This is a genomic window from Planctobacterium sp. AWH2_060 (assembly GCF_056158425.1).
The window spans coordinates 2,022,661-2,041,788 of the sequence record NZ_JBSWTG010000001.1; the positions used below are offsets into that span (position 1 = coordinate 2,022,661).

A 19,128-nucleotide genomic window follows, 5' to 3' on the forward strand; every position below is an offset into this window, starting at 1 on the left:
AACGACCGATTCAAGACACCAATATAATTAATGGAAGGTAAAAATAGGGTAAAGACATAAGGCTAACTAAAGAACCAATAACGGATCCTACAGATTTATCAAATGTAGGCTCTGTGGAACTTGAGAATAGCCGGTAACACCTGAAAGATAAGTTCTGTCACCATTACCGATACAGAATATGCGGTTGCGTAATAACCCCGAATCAGCAAGTTTATTTTACCATTATAAATGAGTGTGATTTGCGCGGTTCGCAAACTCAGACACGGCGGACTTAGATAACATTAAAATGGGTGTCATCTTTAGATTCTTTCACTAAATTAAAATGGGTGTCATCTTTAGATTCCGGATAAGGCTAAGAGCATGCAGCAGTGGTTTGCGTTAGGTGTTGAAATCAATGTTTACGATAAGCTCCGGCTTTGTGCAAAAAGGGAAAAGGTGTCTGCCGATGAGTCGCGATACGAGGAGATGATCGATAATCTGAGAATAGAGTATGAGGAATTGAAAAAGGTATCTAAGATGGAGCAGCTAAAGGCTGAATTTCAGTATACCGTTCGTTTATTTATTTGGCCCATATAACAAAGCCGGCGACTGGCCTGATGTATTCGTCAAAAGATTCAAAACCCTACTTTGAGGTGAATCAGGCTCAAGACCGAATGGCTGCCAATTGTCTGAATCTGCCTGAAGAATGCTGTTTACTGAATGGCTGCTACGGTGTGTTCGCTGCCTTTCTTTAATGGACGCAATTAATCTCAGGTATCTACTTAGATGCACCAGTGTGATTACGTTAAAATCGCTCGGTAGTTAGACTGTCACATACCCTTAGTAATCACACTAATTCACTCTAGCTAATTCAAATATTCGCGAACTTGGGCGTACGTAAGCACTTGGTAAACTTTTGCTAACTCTTCTATATCTTGCCAAGTCACCCCATGATGACCAATTGTTCTTTTACCAAAGAGTGGTTCAATTTCATTTACATAGACAATGCAGCGACCATCTCCTACATCTCTAAAAAGAACAAGATGATCATTTTTATGCCAATCTGCTCCTCCATAATTTTGGTCGTCACGATAAGGTGTACTTATCATTGCCCCTTTGGCGTGGGTGTAGGCTGAAACGTGGCACGAACCAAATTCCGAAGATTTTATGGTTTTACTATCAACCTGAGAAGCATCGAAATAACTGACTAGAAATTGCATAGCCACTTTTTTATTTCTGTGTTGGTTGCCATTTCCAAGATATAAAATCCTATCGGATAATGCTTCCACTTCGATCTCCTTAACTTTTTCAAGATCACCCTTAACCGCATAGGGTTTCAGTAGCTCTAATAACTCCGATGGTATCTCAGGTCTTCGGGGCAAAGGTTCTGGAGATTCCATCAACAGGTCTAGTAATTTAAAAGCTGTATCTTCGACTTTGTTTGCCCAGCGCGCTCTTTGTACTCGCTCTGCTGATGTCATTGGTTTATCACTATATGATTTTCTTGGTGCCATAATGGGAAGCTCATAAGATTACAAAGGGATGTAACGAAATATTAGTGCATACATCCATATAGCGCAACACCCCTATGTAACTTTATTCAAGGCGACTCATTGTAAGTCGCTAATATAGTCCGCATTTTGGAGTAAAAAATGCCAACGTAATTGAGCAGTTTCTAACCACGTTTTTGCATCAATCCCATAGATTTCTTCTATTTCATCAGAAAAATATGCTAGTGAAATATCACGGTTATATTTTACTGGCACATCAAAGTATTAACGGTATTTACCGTTATCGTCAGCTAATTCTTTTTGAATTTGATTGCTCAAGCTAATACTGAACCATCTGCCAAATTCGTCTCGAAGCGGATAAATTTAGCAATCATGTTTAAGCCCGGAATAAGTGACCGGGTAATGGCCAATACGCGGCAGTAAAGATTTAAGCTAGGCAGGGTCCGCTCTGGTGTGGAAGCAGCCATTCAGTTGGAATAAGCTCACAACTCAAGTCGTGTTATTGTGAGGCTAAGTTTAAGTGGAGTTGTAATCCCCCGAAAAGTAGCAGGGTTGAAAGTAGAAAGCGACACTCATTTCCATTGGTACTGGCGAGTTTCAAGGATTCGTTAAACATAATTGGGTAGCCGGAGTTATTTGAATTCCGGCTTCCGATGCCCATCCCAAATTTTCACAACACCATTGCAGAAGGAGTTCCCGGGCCTAAGAATAGCCCCGGGATGAGTGAATAGTTATAAGTTTAAAATTACCACACCAGGTCGTCGGGGATCTCGTAATCGGCGTACCAGTCTTTTTCTTCTTCGGTCATTTCTACCGACTCTTCCTGTTGGTCGGCGCGGTACAGAATGCAACTATCGTCGCGTTCAGCGATTTTATCCGCTACCTGAATAGGAATAATGGCATAACCGTCTTTAAAAGTAACAATAGCCAGCTTACCAGCCTGTAAATGGCCGCGAGTGCGTTCATTCACTAGTACTGATTTGATTACGTTGTCATGAGTAAACTGAAATTTAACATCGCCGTTATTCATGGGCTGCTGATTCATATCGATCATCTGAATGATCTGGGCAGCAATTTGCTTTTTCTCGGCTTCTTTTTTGGCTTCGGCATTTAAAGCCTGGTCTTTTTGCTTTTTGGCCTGCAGCTGGGCCTGCACCGATGCTTTGACTTCATCGGTTTCTACCACCTTGTTTTTGCGCCTGATCTTGTCTTTCTTGCGCTTTTCGTTCTGGATTTTTTTGGCGCTTTTTTTATCGGCCAGCCCGGACTTTAAGAGTTGCTCCTGAAGAGATAATGCCATGGACACCTCGGATCATTTAAAAATGCTTATTCTATGCGGAATGAGAAACGAATACCAAGCTTAATGGCGAGTCTGCTTGGCATCCTCGACACTGTACCAATATTGCGGTTCATCTACCGGCGTTTCTTCTGACAACACCGGATTCTCAAGTTCGAACACAATGCGATTTTTGATATTAGCCTGATCTATGTATTCCTGGTGTTCCCGGAAAAACAACTGGTCAAAATCACCTGAAGCGATCGCTCTACGCAACCCGGTTTCAATCAGGTTTTTCATCACAATATTCTTTTTGTTAAAGAAAAAGTAGGTGGCGGTGGGGTAACGGATGGCCAGATGCGGCTCTATTCTCAACCCCTGGTTCTTAACCGGGTTAGCCATTTCTTCCCAAACCTCCACGATTGAGCGCGGAAAGAAGCCGGCCCGTTCCAGTCTGACGATGTCAAACATTTCATCGTATTTATTAGAGGTTACCACCTCGAAACCATTGGCCTGTAATATCTTAGTATCTGGCCAGTCATGCCCTTGTACCGGCGTATATTGCCTTAATTCCTGAATGCTGGTAAAGCTGCTGAACACATCGTAGTTTTCTTCTGTCACCAGAAACAAACGCCAACCAATCAGGCCCTTATATATCGGAATTCGCACCGGCAACAGCTCTTCTTCGCGCAATTTGTCGGTCATGCTCCAGACCAAGCTTATTTCTCGGTTGGCTTTGAGCTGTTTGATGGCGCGCCCCTGATTGAGCACTTTATGGCTGGGATAAAGATTGTAGTTAACACCTGTGTGTTTAAGTGCCAGTTTCAGAACCGCCAGCGGATAAGTGGTGCGTTTATCTTCTTCATCATCCGGGCGTGGATAATACAGGGTCCAGGTAGCAGAATAGGCAGAGTGACAACTTGCCACTCCGAGGCAAAACAAAAATATCAGGCGTCGTATCATGTCACGGGAAAAAGCAGCCTCTCCAGCTCCCTTTCTTCATCATCAATCACAGAGACGATAATTTTTAAAGATTCCCCATCCAATTGCAATGTATAAGAAACAAAACAGCTAAATAGCTTTTGTTGGCTGGCATCTTTGAAAGTCCATTTTACGTTTGAGAACATGATATTTTCAGACAGTCGCATAGTCTGGCAGACATCAGCTTCGCAACCTGCAACACCGATAGACTCCAGTTTATCCATCAAGTCATCAATCACTTCTGCGATGGCTTCATGGGAAGTGAAAACGCTTTTGGTTTCATCGCTCATTAACACTGCGGGGATAAAGTACATCCGGGAAACGGCATGGGCATCAAACTGTTCGTAGGCCCGGGCATAATCATCAAAAAACTCTTGGGAAAGTGTTGGCACTGTTCTTCCTTCTAATCTGATTCAATTACTATTTGTATCGACAAAACTCAACAAGCTCTTAATAAAGCATAATAGTAATTCAGGATCCTGCCGCTCAATTTACTCAATACCGATAAATTTATGGGTTTGCAGGGATAAACGCCAGTTGCGCTCGATGCAGGTTTTTACCGCCAGCTCAGTGGCTCGCTTTTGCTGGCTGATAGGTTGCAGATAAATCAGACAATCCTGGCGCAGCGCTTTACCTTCCAGTAATTCATCCAGTTCTTCAACGTGTTTTTCCATCGCTACCGGATGCTTGATTTCATTGGCGCATTCCAATAATTCACGACGCACCTCATAACCGCCTTTCATGTTAATTTTCGGTGAAACAGTAACCCAGGTTTCCGGGTGAGCTTTCAGCGCAAAAGTGCCACTGGTTTCTATTTGTGCCGTAAAACCGTTCTCGATAAACAAGCGGGTTACTGGCACCAGATTGTAGAGGCAAGGTTCGCCACCGGTGAAAATAATGTGTTTTGCCTGGTAGCCTTTTTGCTGATAAAGCGCGAACAACTGTTCCGCTGTGGCCGCAAACCAGCTATCCGACTCGCCGGTTTCCTGCATTACCTGCTCAGCACTGGCCTGGGTTTCAGGTGGAATATCCCAGGTGTATTTGGTATCGCACCAGGGACACCCCACCGGGCAGCCCTGAAGTCTGATAAACACCGAGGGCACACCGGTAAAAGCGCCCTCGCCCTGAATGGACTCAAAAACCTCATTAATTTTATAAACCGTCGGTACGTCATTGACGATGTTTATGCGCTGTGAAGATGTCGCTTGTGAATTCAAACTGGTGGCCTTAGTTGCTGAGATATCCGGACAGCAATTGCGTTTATCGAAGAATTCTCTAGAATCGCCGTCATTACTGACAAGATTATAGAGAATAGTGGCATATGACACAAAAAGTTGTGGTGATTTATTCTGGCGGCATGGATTCATTTACCGTGCTGCACAAAGCGATTAAAGATGGTTATGAAGTTTTTCCACTATCCTTTGATTACGGACAGCGTCACAAAAAGGAGCTGGATTACGCCGCCAATGTGTGTAAACAGTTGAATGTAAAGCATAAAATCGTGGACATCTCCGCTATCAATCAGTTGATTGGCGGCTCTTCTCTCACCAGCGATATCGAGGTGCCAGAAGGCCACTACGAAGAAGAAAGCATGAAACAAACCGTGGTGCCAAACCGCAACATGATTTTGTTATCTATGGCAGTGGGTTACGCGGTTTCACTGGAAGCGGATAAGGTCTATTACGGCGCTCATTCCGGAGATCACGCGATTTACCCCGATTGCCGCCCCGAGTTTGTGCAAAAAATGAATGATGTCAGCGCTATCGCTAACTATCAGCCGGTGGAAATCTACTCCCCCTATTTGCAAGTTAGCAAAATAGATATCTTAACCGATGGCTTAAAAATGGGACTGGACTATAGTCTGACATGGACCTGCTACAATGGTCGGGAAAAGGCCTGCGGTAAATGTGGTGCTTGTCAGGAGCGGCTGGAAGCTTTCGAAAAGAACGGCTGCACAGACCCTCTGCCTTATGAAGTCTAAGCTGGAGAAGTGTCCGTTTAATAAAGCAGACATCTGACTAATAGCAATTAATTATATACAGAGTGAATAAAAAGCGATTCTTACAGGTCCTGATACGATAACATGTGGAAGCATATTGATTTGCTATCAGTAAAAAATCATTATCAGGATGGAAGGATGCAAAGCACACTACAAAAAGTCACTATGATTAAAGAAAGTTTTTGGCAACGACTACAAGAAGACGCTTTACGCGTGGTTACCTCTGAGCCACTGCTGGCCAGCTATGCTCATGCCTGTATTCTCAATCATAGAAACTTTGAATCTGCTTTGAGCTTTATTCTGTCTAACAAATTAGCAGATGAAGTGATGCCCGCCCTGGCTATCCGTGATGTTTTCATGGACGCTTATGAAGCCGATGCCAATATTATCGGCTCCGGGATAGAAGACATCAAAGCCAGCTTCGACAGGGATCCGGCGGTTCACTCTTATTTGATGGTACTGATCCATTTTAAAGGCTATCAGGCTATCCAGGTACACCGTTTGGCGCACCACTTATGGCAGCGCAATCGCAAAGACCTGGCGCTGTTTCTGCAAAGCCGCAACAGTGAAGCGTTCGGCGTAGACATTCATCCAGCGGCCAAAATAGGCAAAGGGGTGATGTTTGATCACGCCACCGGTATTGTTATCGGTGAAACTACCGTGATTGAAGATAATGTGTCGATACTGCAATCCGTGACTTTAGGCGGTACCGGTAAAATGGCAGGCGATCGTCACCCTAAAATTCGCGAAGGCGTGATGATAGGCGCTGGCGCTAAAATTCTGGGCAATATCGAAGTGGGTACCGGCTCAAAAGTGGGTGCCGGTAGTGTGGTATTAAATCACGTTCCGCCCCATGTTACGGTGGTAGGTGTTCCGGCTACCGTTGTGGGTCGTCCCTGTTGCAGTAAACCCTGCGACACTATGGAACAAAACGTCTTAGCCGACGACAAGCCCTGAGTCAATGACCAGTTATAAGCAGCAAGCCGCTCTCAACAGCGGCTTTTTTGTATCCGTTGCAAAAAGCTTATAGCCACAATCTGCATTTTGCCGCGTTTCTGAAAAAAATTTGAATTATGGAGAAATTAAGAACTGAGTTATAGTTATTTTAAAATACATAAATAAAAACAAATCACTCAACGGAATAACGCGCTGCACCAGATTTAACCATTAACGCTTATGGGAGAGGTCTATGAACCCGGTGATAACAGCACAAGCCGTTGAATTATGTAAGTTTCTGTCTGCCAACGATGCCATAAAAGCCCACCTTTTTATGGAGCAAACCCACCTTCCCTACGATGTGCAAGATCTGATTCTGGCCGCCCTTGCTGGTTTACCCAAACTGGACGGAAAAATTATCGAAGAAATATTGGAAGACTTCTGTGAGATCAGTAGTTTTGATGAGCGCTTACTACATTAAAGAATAGAAAAGCGTATGGGCTTTGATACCAAAGCCCGTTGAGTTTTTATTTATACCATTTTACCTGGCAGCTAACTCACTGCTGCCAGACTGGGCTTTGGATGGGGTTTCACTCCCTCACCCGCCTGCTCAATAAACCAGGTTAATTCTTTAATACAGTGCTTTAAGACCGGATTTAATCTGACGTTTTTGCCGTTTAGCACGTACAGTTGATGTTCAAAATTGAACTGTTCACCAGCAACGGGAACAATAAACTCAGCCATTTCTGCGGTCACCAGATAATCCGGTAACAAACCGATATACTCACCAGTCATAATGGCCGAGCGACAAGATTCCCAACAATCGGACCAGGTTTTTACCGACAGTCGCTTACCGTCTCGAACATAGTTCCCGGACGATAATCCCGACATACCAACCGCGGGAAACTCCTCCAGATTAACCGCTTTAAGATCCTCTACCTTTGCCAAAATATGACTTTTAGCACAGTAAAGTTTGCCACTGACTGCCGCATCAATCGGGCTGAAATTAACAGATTCGGGTTTAACCAGGTCGTAGCAGGACAATACCAGGTGACACTCACCAGACAATGCCACATGCTCGATTTCCTGATACTGACGGGTTTGAATATTGACGTGAATATCGTCAAACTTCTTCATGGTGCTTTTTACTGCTTTTGCCACTGCAGCCATAATGCTGGCAGATAAAGACGACTGCACCACCAGAGTGATATGTCCTGAATAGTCATCGTGCAAACTCTTCAGGTTAAATACAAAATTATCAAAGGTATTAAATATGCGTTTGGTTTCCTGATAAACCACTTCACCTTCTTTGGTGAGCTGAAATCCGCCACGGCCCCGTTGACACAAGATCAGATCCAGTCGCTCTTCCAGTTTTTTAATCGCGGCACTAATGTTAGGTCTTTGCATACGTAACACTGGCTCTGCGGCGGTAAATCCGTTACACGAAGCGACGGCAAAAAACACTCTTAACAACTTTATATCGGATTCCTGTAGACGATTTAGCATAAAACTCACCACTGCATTCACTTTAACGTATTTAATTTAATACTAATGCAGATAATTAGTTTACGCCCTGCTCACAGCCGGAAATTGTGAAACAGCACTACAAATTCATTAAAAATGCAGATTATTTAGGCTAAAAGTGCAGGATTTGAGCTTACACGCTAAGAGGTTTCCACCACTTTAGCGCGCAAGGCTTCCACCTGATCTCGTACTGAGGCAGCTTGTTCAAACTCCAGATTTTGCGCATATTCGAACATTTGTTTTTCCAATTTGGCAATTTCAGCCATCAATGACTTAGCGTCCAGTTTGTACTCGGCTCCTGGCTCTGCTGCCAGCAATCGCTCTTGCCCGTCGGAATCACTGCCCATATCCATAACATCAGTAACCGGTTTGTGCAGCGGTTGCGGTGTGATGCCATGTTCGCGGTTATAGGCTTCTTGTTTTTCCCGACGGCGATTGGTTTCGTCTATCGCCCGTTGCATGGAGCCAGTGATGGAATCGGCGTACAAAATTGCTTTACCATTGATATTTCTGGCTGCACGTCCGATGGTTTGGATCAATGAACGATCAGAACGTAAAAAGCCTTCCTTATCAGCATCCAGAATGGCCACCAGACTCACTTCTGGCATGTCCAGACCTTCTCGTAACAGGTTAATACCCACCAGCACATCGAATTTACCTAATCGCAAGTCGCGAATGATCTCCATGCGCTCAACCGTATCTATATCCGAGTGCAGGTAGCGTACCTTCACCTGATGCTCATTGAGATAATCACTCAGGTCTTCCGCCATACGCTTGGTAAGCGTGGTTACCAGCACCCGCTCATGCACTTTCACACGTTTGTGAATCTCCGACAGTAAATCATCTACCTGCGTACCTACAGGGCGAATCTCCAATTGCGGATCCACCAGACCGGTGGGCCTGACCACTTGTTCAACCACATCACCAGCGGATCTTTCCAGTTCGTATTTACCCGGTGTCGCAGAAACATAGATGGTCTGCGGGGACAGGGTTTCGAACTCTTCAAATTTTAATGGTCTGTTATCCAGCGCTGAGGGTAATCTGAAACCATACTCCACCAGGGTTTCTTTTCGAGATCTGTCACCTTTGTACATGGCCCCAATCTGTGACACAGTCACATGGGATTCATCGATAAACATCAAACCGTCCGCCGGAAAGTAATCGATCAGCGTTGGTGGTGGCTCACCCGGCGCTCTGCCGGATAAATAACGGCTGTAGTTTTCGATACCAGAGCAGTATCCCAATTCGGTCATCATTTCGATATCGAACTGGGTACGCTGGGTAATGCGCTGCTCTTCGATAAGTTTATTGACTTCTTTGAGTTGCACCTGGCGATCTTTAAGTTCTTCTTTGATGCGGTCAATGGCCGAGAGGATCTTTTCTCTGGGAGTAACATAGTGCGTTTTAGGGAATACAGTGGCTCTGGCCACCTGCTTTTCAATCGCCCCGGTTAGCGGATCAAACAGCTGAATACGCTCGATTTCCTCATCAAACAATTCAACCCGAACCCCTTGTTTTTCCGAATCCGCGGGAAAAATATCAATAACGTCACCCCGCACCCGGAAGGTGCCCCGCTCAAAATTGACATCGTTGCGTTTGTATTGCAATTCAGCCAGTCGGCGCAGGATATCCCGTTGATCCATAATGTCGCCCTGTCGCAAATGCAGCAACATTTTCATATAGGACTCAGGATCGCCCAAACCGTAAATTGCAGACACACTGGAAACAATAACAACGTCCCGTCGCTCCATCAGCGCTTTAGTGGCCGACAAGCGCATCTGCTCGATATGATCGTTAATCGAAGCGTCTTTCTCTATAAAGGTGTCTGTGGTGGGAACGTAAGCCTCTGGCTGATAATAATCGTAATAGGAGACAAAGTACTCCACGGCATTATTGGGGAAAAACTCCTTCATTTCGCCATAGAGTTGTGCCGCCAGCGTCTTGTTGTGGGCCAGTATCAAGGTGGGTCTTTGCACTTCGTTAATGATATTGGCCATGGTGAAGGTTTTACCTGACCCCGTCACCCCTAACAAGGTTTGGTGGGCCAGACCATATCCCAGCCCCTCCACCAGCGCTTCTATAGCTTGCGGTTGGTCACCGGCCGGTTGATACTTTGATTTAAGTTCGAATCCTCTGCTCATGATATTGCTTCAGTATTATTTTGTTCGTTCACGATCAATGCGTTCATTTCTTCATCCAGTAGCCTTTTAAACCACATAAATGCGACAGAAGCTGTCAGTAGATTAGCCACAATGCCCATCCAGAACATGCCTTCTAACTGATACAACAGACTGCCCAGCCAGGAAATGGGTACGAAGAACACAAATAATCTGATCACGCTTAGTAATAATGCGCTCATGGGTTTATGCATAGCATTAAACGAAGAGTTAGTAAGAATAATAATCCCCTGCAAACCATACCCAATAGGCACTATCATCAAAAACAATTGGATAAGGTCTACCACTTCCTGCTCCTGAGCAAAGATACGTGCGATAAATGGTGCCAATAACCACATCACCAAAAACACTGCAAATTGCCAAAACAGAACAAACTTCAGACACGATAAATAGGCATCTTTAACCCGTTGAATACGCGATGCCCCGTAATTCTGACTGATAAAGGGTGGTAAGGTCATTGATAAGGCCAATATGACAATACTGGCGATGGATTCTATACGGCCACCCACGCCCCAGGAGGCAACTGCGGCGGAACCAAAGCCAGCGACAATAGCGGTCATCACACCATTTGCAATCGGCGTAAGCATGTTGGCTCCGGCAGCAGGTACGCCAATTTTCAAAATATTGCGGCTGTATTCTCTGAGTTCTTTAATAGTCAGCATACGAGGAATAATTAAATCACGCTTAACTAACAAATAAATGATTTGTGCACTTCCTACAGCCCAGGCGATCAAGGTAGCCAAGGCCGCGCCCTGAATTCCCATAGCAGGAACAGGCCCGAAGCCAAATATAAATAAGGGATCTAACAAGGCATTGATCGCTCCGCCCAGCGCCATAATCATACTGGGAGTTTTGGTGTCGCCGTTGGCTCGCAATACGGCATTGCCCACCATAGGCAAAGCTAAAAAGATTCCGGCTCCGTACCAGAGCAACATATAGTCTTTGATATAGGGCATTTCAGCTTCTGAAGCCCCCAGCAAAGTAAAGATAGGCTCAATAGTAAATAAGCCAAACAATGCCAACACCGAGGCCATAATAAAGGACAGCACCAGCGCACCAGTGCCGGCACCATGAGCGGTAGTTTTATCCCCTGCTCCCATTAATTTTGCGATAGTGGCGGAGGTGCCAATTCCTAAGCCGATATTTAAACTGATCACAGTAAAAGTTACCGGAAAGGTAAAACTGATGGCCGCTAATTGCTCTGTGCCTAATAAGCTGACAAAAAAGGTATCCACCAAGCCAAAGGTCATTAATAAAATCATGCCGTAGATTACGGGTACGGTCATCGACTTAAGGGTTTGTTTGATATCACCCTGTAATAAGTTAGGGGCCTGGGAAGCTTTAGACACTATATGGTTCTCGTATTTTGATAAAAGCTAGGATTTACGGGCTTATCGCGGACGATTAAAAAAGACAGAGCAAACCCGAAGTTATGGAAAAGCGCGTTCCATATAATTTTGAATCGTTAAGTTTACTTTATGCACTCAAATTAGGCTACGAAGAGTTAGGTTTAGTTTGTAACTAATTTCGTAGTTTTCACCTCCCCATCAGACCTGTTAGACGCAGAGGAAAAATGTAAACGCATAAGATGCGAGCGAAAAAAAACGGTTTTATCGAAATGCTCAATCTGTATTCAAAATCAGAATATTTCGTTTAAAAAATAATATTTTAAAATAGCGTCAATATTTATTCGAGTGATGTCAAAGAACTGTCACATAACTCATCAACATATCAGTTGTAGATAGTTTCATCACTCCGGATTAGATTTTAGTCCAAATGCTCAGTGAATAATCGAGACTTCATTTGAAAGCTAAAATCAAGTGAAAAATCCTTTTTTTTTGAAATTTTTTTATTGACTCGGAAAACAACACACAAGCTATTTTTCACTGGTCAATTTTCAACCACAGCCTTAGAAACATTTCTTAACAACATCTTAAGCTATTGTTTTTATTACACTTAATATCTTTTTATGGAAATTTAAAAGTTTCGACTTGACACGGTAAGTCGAGGGCTGTGGCAATGTGTTCCAATTTAATTCACATAGTTATCCACAGATTTAGTGGATAACTGTGGATTGCCCAATAAAGACGTGAGCTGGCGAGATCCAGGGTAAAAAAAAGGTAAGTTAACACTAACGTTAAGTGTCGCTGATTCTCGTTAACGAAATGTTAACAACTGTATATTTAGACATGTATCCTTTAATCTAATAGATCTTTTTTTCATAAAATTGTCATTTTTATAATCGTATTTTGTGGCATACGTTAAACGACTCAGCAATAACAACCAATTATCAGGCTTTCATATGAAAGCGTTTACAGCATTCCCTCTCTCAATGCCCCATTATCATTTCAGAATCCAGACTTAACCATCCCCTTCCAATAGAAGTCTCTCCCTGAATTTTCAAATTCCTTAGCAAACAAGGGTAAAAAGCTTAATTAATCAGCAATTGAAAAAATAATTCTGTAATAATATTGACACCTCCCATCCACCTCTTTATTATTCGCGTCCGTTGTGACGAGGCGGGTTGTGAAGCCTTCACTACTACGTCCCAAGCAACAGTAAAGTTTAGTACCGTTCCCCCTTAGCTCAGTTGGTTAGAGCGACGGACTGTTAATCCGCAGGTCCCCCGTTCGAGTCGGGGAGGGGGAGCCACTAAAACTTTGCAATACAATCTGCATATCTGTTCCCCCTTAGCTCAGTTGGTTAGAGCGACGGACTGTTAATCCGCAGGTCCCCCGTTCGAGTCGGGGAGGGGGAGCCAACTTCTTATAAATACCTATATTTTCCCTCCTCTTTTTATTTGCTCTTTTTGCAGATATTAACCCTATGATTCTTAAGTTGTTTATCTGGCCATAAAACACGATAATAGGCGGCGATTTTAATCGGCGACTGCTCGCCAGACATTTATTCTATAGTTAACGCTTATGACTGAGTTTGTGCTGTTGCTGATAAGCACAGTGTTAGTGAACAATTTTGTATTGGTTCAGTTTCTGGGATTGTGCCCATTTATGGGAGTTTCCGGTAAGCTGGAGACCGCTATTGGCATGTCCATGGCCACCACTTTCGTGCTTACCCTAGCCTCTGTTTGTAGCTATCTGGTGGAACAATATATTTTATTCCCACTAGGGCTAACCTATCTACGCACACTTAGCTTTATTTTAGTTATCGCGGTTGTGGTGCAGTTCACTGAAATGGTGGTTAATAAAACCAGCCCCACGCTTTATCGCCTGTTAGGTATCTTTTTACCTTTAATCACCACCAATTGCGCCGTACTAGGCGTCGCGCTGTTAAACATTAAAGAACAGCACAACTTTGTTGAATCAGTACTCTACGGCTTTGGGGCTGCGGTGGGGTTTTCTATCGTGCTGATCTTATTTTCTGCCATGCGTGAGCGTTTAGCCGTTGCCGATGTACCCGTACCTTTTAAAGGTGCTGCTATTGCCATGATTACTGCCGGATTAATGTCCCTGGCCTTTATGGGCTTTTCCGGATTAGTCAGGTTTTCCTAGGGAGTTGATTTGAGTTTTATTGCAATTACAGGTCTGGCGTTATTATTCGGTGCCCTGCTGGGATATGCCGCCATTCGCTTTCGCGTGGAAGGCGACCCGCTTGTGGATCAAATAGACGAAATACTACCGCAAACCCAATGCGGTCAGTGTGGTTACCCCGGCTGCAAGCCTTACGCAGAAGCCATTGCCAATGGCGACGATATTAATAAATGCCCGCCGGGCGGCGAAGCCACAATTAAAAAACTGGCTGACCTGATGGGCGTTGAAGCCAAACCGCTCGACGCCGCTCATGGCGAGGAAGACGTCAAAAAGGTTGCTTATATACGTGAAGATGAATGCATTGGTTGTACTAAATGCATTCAGGCCTGCCCGGTAGATGCCATCGTCGGTGCCACGCGGCAAATGCACACAGTCATCATCGACGAATGCACAGGTTGTGATCTCTGTGTTGCCCCCTGCCCTGTTGATTGCATTGACATGGTGCCAGTCAAAGAAACCGAAAAGAACTGGCGCTGGCAATTGGACCAAATCCCGGTCAAACAAGTGAGTTGAAGGGTTGGTCATGTTTAACGAGATACTTGAGAGAATTAAAAAAGGACAACTCTGGCAATTTCCCGGCGGCGTTAAGCCGGCAGGTAAAAAAGAGTTATCCAATGAGTCTGAAATAGAGCGCTTACCACTCGCCGAAAAACTGTTTATTCCGGTTAAACAGCACGTCGGTGTATCGGGCCGTATTTCTGTTGAGATTGGCAGCCGTGTATTAAAAGGACAACAACTGACCCACAGCATGAATCCGCTGTCTGTGCCGGTTCACGCTCCGACATCCGGAACCATAGAAGATATCACGCAACACGTTTCTAACCATCCCTCAGGTATCCCTGAAAAAACTATTGTTTTAGTGCCGGACGGTAAAGAAGAATGGGTAGATTTGAAGCCAGTTTCGGATTATCAGTCTTTACCCCGAGCCAGCCTGGTGGAAGAAATCTGCAGTGCCGGTATCGCGGGCATGGGCGGTGCCGGATTTCCCGCTCATATAAAGCTGTCTTCCGGACGCAATATCGAATTCTTGATCATCAACGGTGTAGAGTGCGAACCCTACATTACCTCTGATGACCGACTAATGCGGGAACACGCCTGGCAAATTCGACAAGGTATCGATGTACTCAGCCACATCTTAAAACCTCAGCATGTGTTGATTGCGATAGAAGATAACAAACCGGAAGCCTTTGCGGCCATGGAGATTGCCTTTCAGGATAATCCATCCTACAGCCTGTGCGCAGTTGAAACCAAATACCCGGCAGGTGGCGAGAAGCAGTTGATTCAGGTGCTGACAGGCAAAGAAGTGCCCAGTCGAGGATTACCGGTGGATATCGGGATCATCATGCATAATGTGGGTACCTGTTACGCAATTGCTGATGCCGTTTTTAGTGGTAAACCACTGCTGGAAAGAGTTGTCACCGTTACCGGAGAAGCGCTACAAAAACCGCAAAACGTTTGGCTGCCAATAGGCACACCTGTGGCTCATGCCATTGCACAATGCGGTTATCTGGCTCAGCAACAGAAGGCAAAGCGGATGATTATGGGCGGGCCTATGATGGGTTATACCCTGCATTCAGACCAGGTTCCCATTGTTAAAACCAGCAACTGTATATTGGTGCCTGCCGACTCTGAAATGCCCTTCCCCGGTGACGAGCATCCCTGCATTAGATGTGGTGCTTGTGCCGATGCCTGTCCGGCGGGGTTATTGCCCCAGCAATTGTACTGGCATGGTAAAGCAAAAGAGTACGACAAAGCACAAGCGCTGAACCTGTTTGATTGCATAGAATGCGGCGCCTGTGCTTTTGTGTGCCCCAGTAACATACCGCTGGTGCACTACTACCGCACCGCCAAGGCAGACATTCGCATTCAGGAAGAAGAAGCCATTAAGGCAGCAAAGGCCAAAGAGCGATTTGAAGCGCGCAATGCCAGACTGGAAAAAGAAAAGCTGGAGCGGGAAGAAAAAGCCCGACAAAGCGCCGCGGCTCGCGCCAAACGCCAGGAACAGGCGGCGCAGAAACAGGACAAACCCGCAGCGCCTGCTGCAAATGACAGAGTGGCCGCAGCATTAGCCCGTGCTAAAGCTAAAAAAGCGCAACAAGCTGAACTCCAGGCAGAAACAGAGTATCAAACAGAACCAAAGGCAGAAAGCCAGGAAACAGCCTCCCAAAACAGTGGGGCAAAATCGTCTGAACAAGAATCCCGAGTAGCAGCAGCTATCGCCCGTGCGAAAGCCAAAAAAGCACAACAAGTAGAAGGCTCCTCAGCAACTGACGATGACGCCAAACCACAGTTAAGCGAAAATACCGAAGAAGATCCGCAAAAAGCCAGGGTAGCCGCTGCTATCGCCAGAGCAAAAGCCAAAAAAGCGCAGCAAGCAGAAGAATCCTCCGCATCTGACGATGACGCCAAACCACAGGTAAGCGAAAATGCCGAAGAAGATCCGCAAAAAGCCAGGGTAGCCGCTGCTATCGCCAGAGCAAAGGCGAAAAAAGCCGCTCTGCAATCCAGTTCAGCAGCTGAACAATCCGAGGCTCCTGAATTTGAATTGCAAGGCGAAACTAATAGCACAATTCCACAGCAGCCGTCGTCTGAATCACAGGTTACTCCCCAAGAAAGTACTAATGACAAACAAGATCGCGTTGCGGCTGCCATTGCCAGAGCCAAAGCGAAGCGAGCTGCGCGTGAACAACAATCTCAAAATAATAATGAACAGGATGATTAAGCCCCGATGAAATTAAGCTTATCCAGTTCCCCACACCTCACGCAAAAGCGCACAACCAGTGAAATTATGCGTTTGGTAATGCTATTTGCCGTGCCAGGTATTGTCGTCCAGACCTGGTTTTTCGGATTCGGCACTCTGATAAATATTGCTATCGCTTGCCTTGTTGCGGTGATCACCGAAGCGATAATTTTGGAGCTGCGCAGAAAGAACTTTGAATTAGCCATCAAAGACTCCAGTGCTCTGGTAACCGCCTTGTTATTGGGCATATCGATACCGCCATTTGCTCCCTGGTGGATGACAGTGATTGGTGCTTTTTTTGCCATCGCCATCGCCAAACAACTCTATGGCGGGCTGGGATTTAACCTGTTTAATCCTGCGATGACAGCATACGTTGTGCTATTGATATCCTTTCCAGTGCAAATGACCGCTTGGGCTCCCGTTATGGAGCTTTCTCAAATTAATCACAACCTGATGGATGCTATGTCCATCACCTTTACCGGATACACAACCGAAGGCTACAGCGTATTACAACTGCGCACCAATATTGATGGCTTTACCATGGCCACGCCACTGGATGAAATGAAAAACCAACTGAACAAGGGCTTTACCCTGTCAGAAATTACCCTGACGCCCTTGTTTATTGAATCAGGAAATCTGGCCGCAGGCTTTGGCAAAGGTTGGTTCTGGGTCAATATCGCCTTCTTAGTGGGCGGCTTTTTATTGTTACAATTTAACCTGATCAACTGGCACCTGCCGGTTGGCATGTTGGCAGGTATTGGTTTGCCCGCTTTGCTATTCTATTTAATTTCGCCAGATACTCAGGTCAGCCCACTACTGCACTTATTTAGTGGTGGCACCATGTTGGGCGCGTTTTTCATCATCACAGATCCGGTTACTGCGGCAACCAGCAACAAAGGCCGTATTCTGTTTGGCTTTGGTGTGGGCTTATTGGTTTATATCATCCGTACCTGGGGTGGCTACCCTGATGCCATTGCCTTTTCTGTGTTGCTGATGAATATGTGTGTGCCAGTGATTGATTATTACACGCGCCCCAGAACTTATGGCTATAGCCAGACTAAAAAAGCCAGGGTCAACACTCCTGAAGGAGATAAAAAATGATCCAGGGTATCTCCAGAAACGGCGCTATACTCGGAGGCTTTACGCTTGCCACCACCATTTTAATCGCCTTAACCCATTGGGTAACCTCACCGGTTATTGAGCAACAAGTACAAAATAAAGCACAAAGCACCATCCGCGCAGTATTGCCACAACAATATTGGGACAACGACATTACACAAAACTGTGTATTTATGTCGCATTCTGAACAATCCACTCAGTATAAAGTTTATCGCGGATATCTGCAGGGCGAACCTTCCGGTGTGGTGCTGGAAGCCGTAACACCGCAAGGTTACAGCGGTAATATCAAATACCTGGTGTCTTTGATAGACAACACGACCATTGGTGGGGTCAGAGTACTTGAACACAAAGAAACACCAGGACTGGGCGATAAAATAGAATTGCGCATCAGCGATTGGATCCTGAATTTTGAACAATTGCCTGCAAACCAAACTCAACGAGAAGACTGGGCCGTAAAAAAAGACGGTGGTAAGTTTGATCAGTTTACCGGAGCCACCATCACACCTCGTGCGGTAGTGAATGGTGTTAAACACACCATCAGTTGGGCGCAAGACAATTACCAGGCAATCTTTGCCATGGACAATCAGTGTGAGCCTCAGAATAAGGAGTCAGCCAATGACTGAATATCAGCAGTTAACCTGGCAAGGCTTGTGGAAAAACAACGCGGCTTTAGTTCAGTTGTTAGGCCTGTGCCCTTTGCTGGCAGTAACCAGTTCGGTAGTTAATGCACTGGGTTTAGGCATAGCCACCACCCTGGTATTGATAGGTTCAAACTGTACAGTTTCACTGGTGCGCAACCTGGTTCCTAACGAAATCCGCATACCAGTTTTTGTGCTGGTTATAGCCACCTTCGTAACCATTGTTGAGCTGTTAATGAACGCCTACACCTTCAGTTTGTACCAGGCGCTGGGGATATTCATTCCGCTTATCGTCACCAACTGCGCAATAATCGGCCGTGCTGAGGCCTACGCTTCAAAAAACCCATTAAAACAATCCGCCTACGATGGTTTTATTATGGGTATGGGTTTTCTGCTGGTTTTAGTGCTTTTGGGCGCCATGAGAGAGTTATTGGGCAATGGCACTCTGTTTGATGGCATGCACTTGTTGCTGGGTGACTGGGCAAAATCCATGAAACTGGTGATTTTCGAAACCGACAGCCCGTTTTTGTTAGCCATATTGCCACCCGGCGCCTTTTTAGGCATGGGATTATTGATTGCCCTGAAGAATGTGCTCAACCAACGAGTTGAAGATGCCGTGATGGGTGCGCAACAAGAAAAAGTGGTGTCTCGCGCCCGGGTCACCAGCGAAAGCTAAGCAAAATAGCATCAAAAAATACGG

The 19,128-nt window shown here is 45.3% G+C and carries 18 protein-coding genes and 2 tRNA genes; 12 read left to right on the forward strand and 8 right to left on the reverse strand.

Annotated features, from left to right (window positions below):
• Nucleotides 1–360: 360 nt before the first annotated feature.
• Complete coding sequence (locus tag ACXAD8_RS08605) at nucleotides 361–576, forward strand: hypothetical protein (RefSeq protein ID WP_475227308.1); 216 nt, start codon at nucleotides 361–363, stop codon at nucleotides 574–576.
• A gap of 269 nt (nucleotides 577–845) precedes the next feature.
• Here ACXAD8_RS08605 and ACXAD8_RS08610 read toward each other — a convergent pair whose 3' ends face one another.
• From ACXAD8_RS08610 to queE, 5 genes are all read right to left on the reverse strand, one after another.
• Nucleotides 846–1,493, reverse strand: a complete 648-nt coding sequence (locus tag ACXAD8_RS08610) for a hypothetical protein (protein WP_475227310.1) — start codon at nucleotides 1,491–1,493, stop codon at nucleotides 846–848.
• A 742-nt stretch (nucleotides 1,494–2,235) separates the two neighbouring features.
• Nucleotides 2,236–2,790, reverse strand: coding sequence for a DUF2058 domain-containing protein (locus ACXAD8_RS08615; protein WP_475227312.1), 555 nt, complete (start codon nucleotides 2,788–2,790; stop codon nucleotides 2,236–2,238).
• 60 nt (nucleotides 2,791–2,850) lie between these two features.
• The gene (locus tag ACXAD8_RS08620) at nucleotides 2,851–3,729 is read right to left on the reverse strand and encodes an amino acid ABC transporter substrate-binding protein (protein ID WP_475227313.1); all 879 of its coding nucleotides are present in this window, start codon (nucleotides 3,727–3,729) and stop codon (nucleotides 2,851–2,853) included.
• The gene (locus ACXAD8_RS08625) at nucleotides 3,726–4,139 is read right to left on the reverse strand and encodes a hypothetical protein (RefSeq protein ID WP_475227314.1); all 414 of its coding nucleotides are present in this window, start codon (nucleotides 4,137–4,139) and stop codon (nucleotides 3,726–3,728) included. The genes ACXAD8_RS08620 and ACXAD8_RS08625 overlap by 4 nt, the downstream gene beginning before the upstream one ends.
• 99 nt (nucleotides 4,140–4,238) lie before the next feature.
• Nucleotides 4,239–4,928 (reverse strand): 7-carboxy-7-deazaguanine synthase QueE, encoded by a 690-nt coding sequence (gene queE, locus ACXAD8_RS08630; RefSeq protein WP_475232917.1) that lies wholly within the window; start codon nucleotides 4,926–4,928, stop codon nucleotides 4,239–4,241.
• Nucleotides 4,929–5,068: 140 nt separating this feature from the next.
• Here queE and queC point away from each other — a divergent pair, with 140 nt between their 5' ends.
• The 3 genes from queC (at nucleotide 5,069) to ACXAD8_RS08645 (ending at nucleotide 7,163) form a co-directional block, all read left to right on the forward strand.
• Complete coding sequence (gene queC, locus ACXAD8_RS08635) at nucleotides 5,069–5,728, forward strand: 7-cyano-7-deazaguanine synthase QueC (RefSeq protein ID WP_475227316.1); 660 nt, start codon at nucleotides 5,069–5,071, stop codon at nucleotides 5,726–5,728.
• Between the two features lie 183 nt (nucleotides 5,729–5,911).
• Nucleotides 5,912–6,703, forward strand: coding sequence for a serine O-acetyltransferase (cysE, locus tag ACXAD8_RS08640; protein ID WP_475232919.1), 792 nt, complete (start codon nucleotides 5,912–5,914; stop codon nucleotides 6,701–6,703).
• Nucleotides 6,704–6,935: 232 nt separating this feature from the next.
• Nucleotides 6,936–7,163, forward strand: coding sequence for a hypothetical protein (locus ACXAD8_RS08645; protein WP_475227318.1), 228 nt, complete (start codon nucleotides 6,936–6,938; stop codon nucleotides 7,161–7,163).
• A gap of 71 nt (nucleotides 7,164–7,234) precedes the next feature.
• Here ACXAD8_RS08645 and ACXAD8_RS08650 read toward each other — a convergent pair whose 3' ends face one another.
• From ACXAD8_RS08650 to ACXAD8_RS08660, 3 genes are all read right to left on the reverse strand, one after another.
• Nucleotides 7,235–8,188, reverse strand: coding sequence for a LysR family transcriptional regulator (locus ACXAD8_RS08650; RefSeq protein WP_475227321.1), 954 nt, complete (start codon nucleotides 8,186–8,188; stop codon nucleotides 7,235–7,237).
• 158 nt (nucleotides 8,189–8,346) lie between these two features.
• Nucleotides 8,347–10,347: an excinuclease ABC subunit UvrB gene (gene uvrB / locus ACXAD8_RS08655; protein ID WP_475227324.1), complete on the reverse strand. Its 2,001-nt coding sequence runs from the start codon at nucleotides 10,345–10,347 to the stop codon at nucleotides 8,347–8,349.
• A complete protein-coding gene (locus ACXAD8_RS08660; protein WP_475232920.1) occupies nucleotides 10,344–11,669 on the reverse strand; it encodes an MATE family efflux transporter in 1,326 nt (441 codons plus the stop codon). Before ACXAD8_RS08660 ends, uvrB begins: the two co-directional genes overlap by 4 nt.
• 1,289 nt (nucleotides 11,670–12,958) lie before the next feature.
• On the opposite strand from ACXAD8_RS08660, the gene ACXAD8_RS08665 reads away from it, so the two are divergent.
• From ACXAD8_RS08665 to ACXAD8_RS08700, 8 genes are all read left to right on the forward strand, one after another.
• Nucleotides 12,959–13,035 (forward strand) — tRNA-Asn (locus ACXAD8_RS08665).
• 32 nt (nucleotides 13,036–13,067) lie between these two features.
• Nucleotides 13,068–13,144: transfer RNA gene (locus ACXAD8_RS08670), tRNA-Asn, on the forward strand.
• A 163-nt stretch (nucleotides 13,145–13,307) separates the two neighbouring features.
• Complete coding sequence (gene rsxA / locus ACXAD8_RS08675; protein WP_475227326.1) at nucleotides 13,308–13,892, forward strand: electron transport complex subunit RsxA; 585 nt, start codon at nucleotides 13,308–13,310, stop codon at nucleotides 13,890–13,892.
• A gap of 9 nt (nucleotides 13,893–13,901) precedes the next feature.
• The gene (rsxB, locus tag ACXAD8_RS08680; protein WP_475227329.1) at nucleotides 13,902–14,444 is read left to right on the forward strand and encodes an electron transport complex subunit RsxB; all 543 of its coding nucleotides are present in this window, start codon (nucleotides 13,902–13,904) and stop codon (nucleotides 14,442–14,444) included.
• Nucleotides 14,445–14,454: 10 nt separating this feature from the next.
• Nucleotides 14,455–16,653, forward strand: coding sequence for an electron transport complex subunit RsxC (rsxC, locus tag ACXAD8_RS08685; protein WP_475227331.1), 2,199 nt, complete (start codon nucleotides 14,455–14,457; stop codon nucleotides 16,651–16,653).
• 6 nt (nucleotides 16,654–16,659) lie between these two features.
• Nucleotides 16,660–17,772, forward strand: a complete 1,113-nt coding sequence (gene rsxD, locus ACXAD8_RS08690) for an electron transport complex subunit RsxD (protein ID WP_475227333.1) — start codon at nucleotides 16,660–16,662, stop codon at nucleotides 17,770–17,772.
• A complete protein-coding gene (rsxG, locus tag ACXAD8_RS08695; protein ID WP_475227335.1) occupies nucleotides 17,769–18,413 on the forward strand; it encodes an electron transport complex subunit RsxG in 645 nt (214 codons plus the stop codon). Before rsxD ends, rsxG begins: the two co-directional genes overlap by 4 nt.
• Nucleotides 18,406–19,104, forward strand: a complete 699-nt coding sequence (locus ACXAD8_RS08700) for an electron transport complex subunit E (protein ID WP_475227337.1) — start codon at nucleotides 18,406–18,408, stop codon at nucleotides 19,102–19,104. Before rsxG ends, ACXAD8_RS08700 begins: the two co-directional genes overlap by 8 nt.
• Nucleotides 19,105–19,128 lie beyond the last annotated feature (24 nt).

Bases quoted from the DNA above. Each gene is read 5' to 3' on its own strand.
- ACXAD8_RS08605 (WP_475227308.1), top strand. From the start codon at position 361: ATGCAGCAGTGGTTTGCGTTAGGTGTTGAAATCAATGTTTACGATAAG.
- ACXAD8_RS08610 (WP_475227310.1), bottom strand. From the start codon at position 1,493: ATGGCACCAAGAAAATCATATAGTGATAAACCAATGACATCAGCAGAG.
- ACXAD8_RS08615 (WP_475227312.1), bottom strand. From the start codon at position 2,790: ATGGCATTATCTCTTCAGGAGCAACTCTTAAAGTCCGGGCTGGCCGAT.
- ACXAD8_RS08620 (WP_475227313.1), bottom strand. From the start codon at position 3,729: ATGATACGACGCCTGATATTTTTGTTTTGCCTCGGAGTGGCAAGTTGT.
- queC (WP_475227316.1), top strand. From the start codon at position 5,069: ATGACACAAAAAGTTGTGGTGATTTATTCTGGCGGCATGGATTCATTT.
- cysE (WP_475232919.1), top strand. From the start codon at position 5,912: ATGATTAAAGAAAGTTTTTGGCAACGACTACAAGAAGACGCTTTACGC.
- ACXAD8_RS08645 (WP_475227318.1), top strand. From the start codon at position 6,936: ATGAACCCGGTGATAACAGCACAAGCCGTTGAATTATGTAAGTTTCTG.
- ACXAD8_RS08650 (WP_475227321.1), bottom strand. From the start codon at position 8,188: ATGCTAAATCGTCTACAGGAATCCGATATAAAGTTGTTAAGAGTGTTT.
- uvrB (WP_475227324.1), bottom strand. From the start codon at position 10,347: ATGAGCAGAGGATTCGAACTTAAATCAAAGTATCAACCGGCCGGTGAC.
- ACXAD8_RS08660 (WP_475232920.1), bottom strand. From the start codon at position 11,669: ATGACCGTACCCGTAATCTACGGCATGATTTTATTAATGACCTTTGGC.
- rsxA (WP_475227326.1), top strand. From the start codon at position 13,308: ATGACTGAGTTTGTGCTGTTGCTGATAAGCACAGTGTTAGTGAACAAT.
- rsxC (WP_475227331.1), top strand. From the start codon at position 14,455: ATGTTTAACGAGATACTTGAGAGAATTAAAAAAGGACAACTCTGGCAA.
- rsxD (WP_475227333.1), top strand. From the start codon at position 16,660: ATGAAATTAAGCTTATCCAGTTCCCCACACCTCACGCAAAAGCGCACA.
- rsxG (WP_475227335.1), top strand. From the start codon at position 17,769: ATGATCCAGGGTATCTCCAGAAACGGCGCTATACTCGGAGGCTTTACG.
- ACXAD8_RS08700 (WP_475227337.1), top strand. From the start codon at position 18,406: ATGACTGAATATCAGCAGTTAACCTGGCAAGGCTTGTGGAAAAACAAC.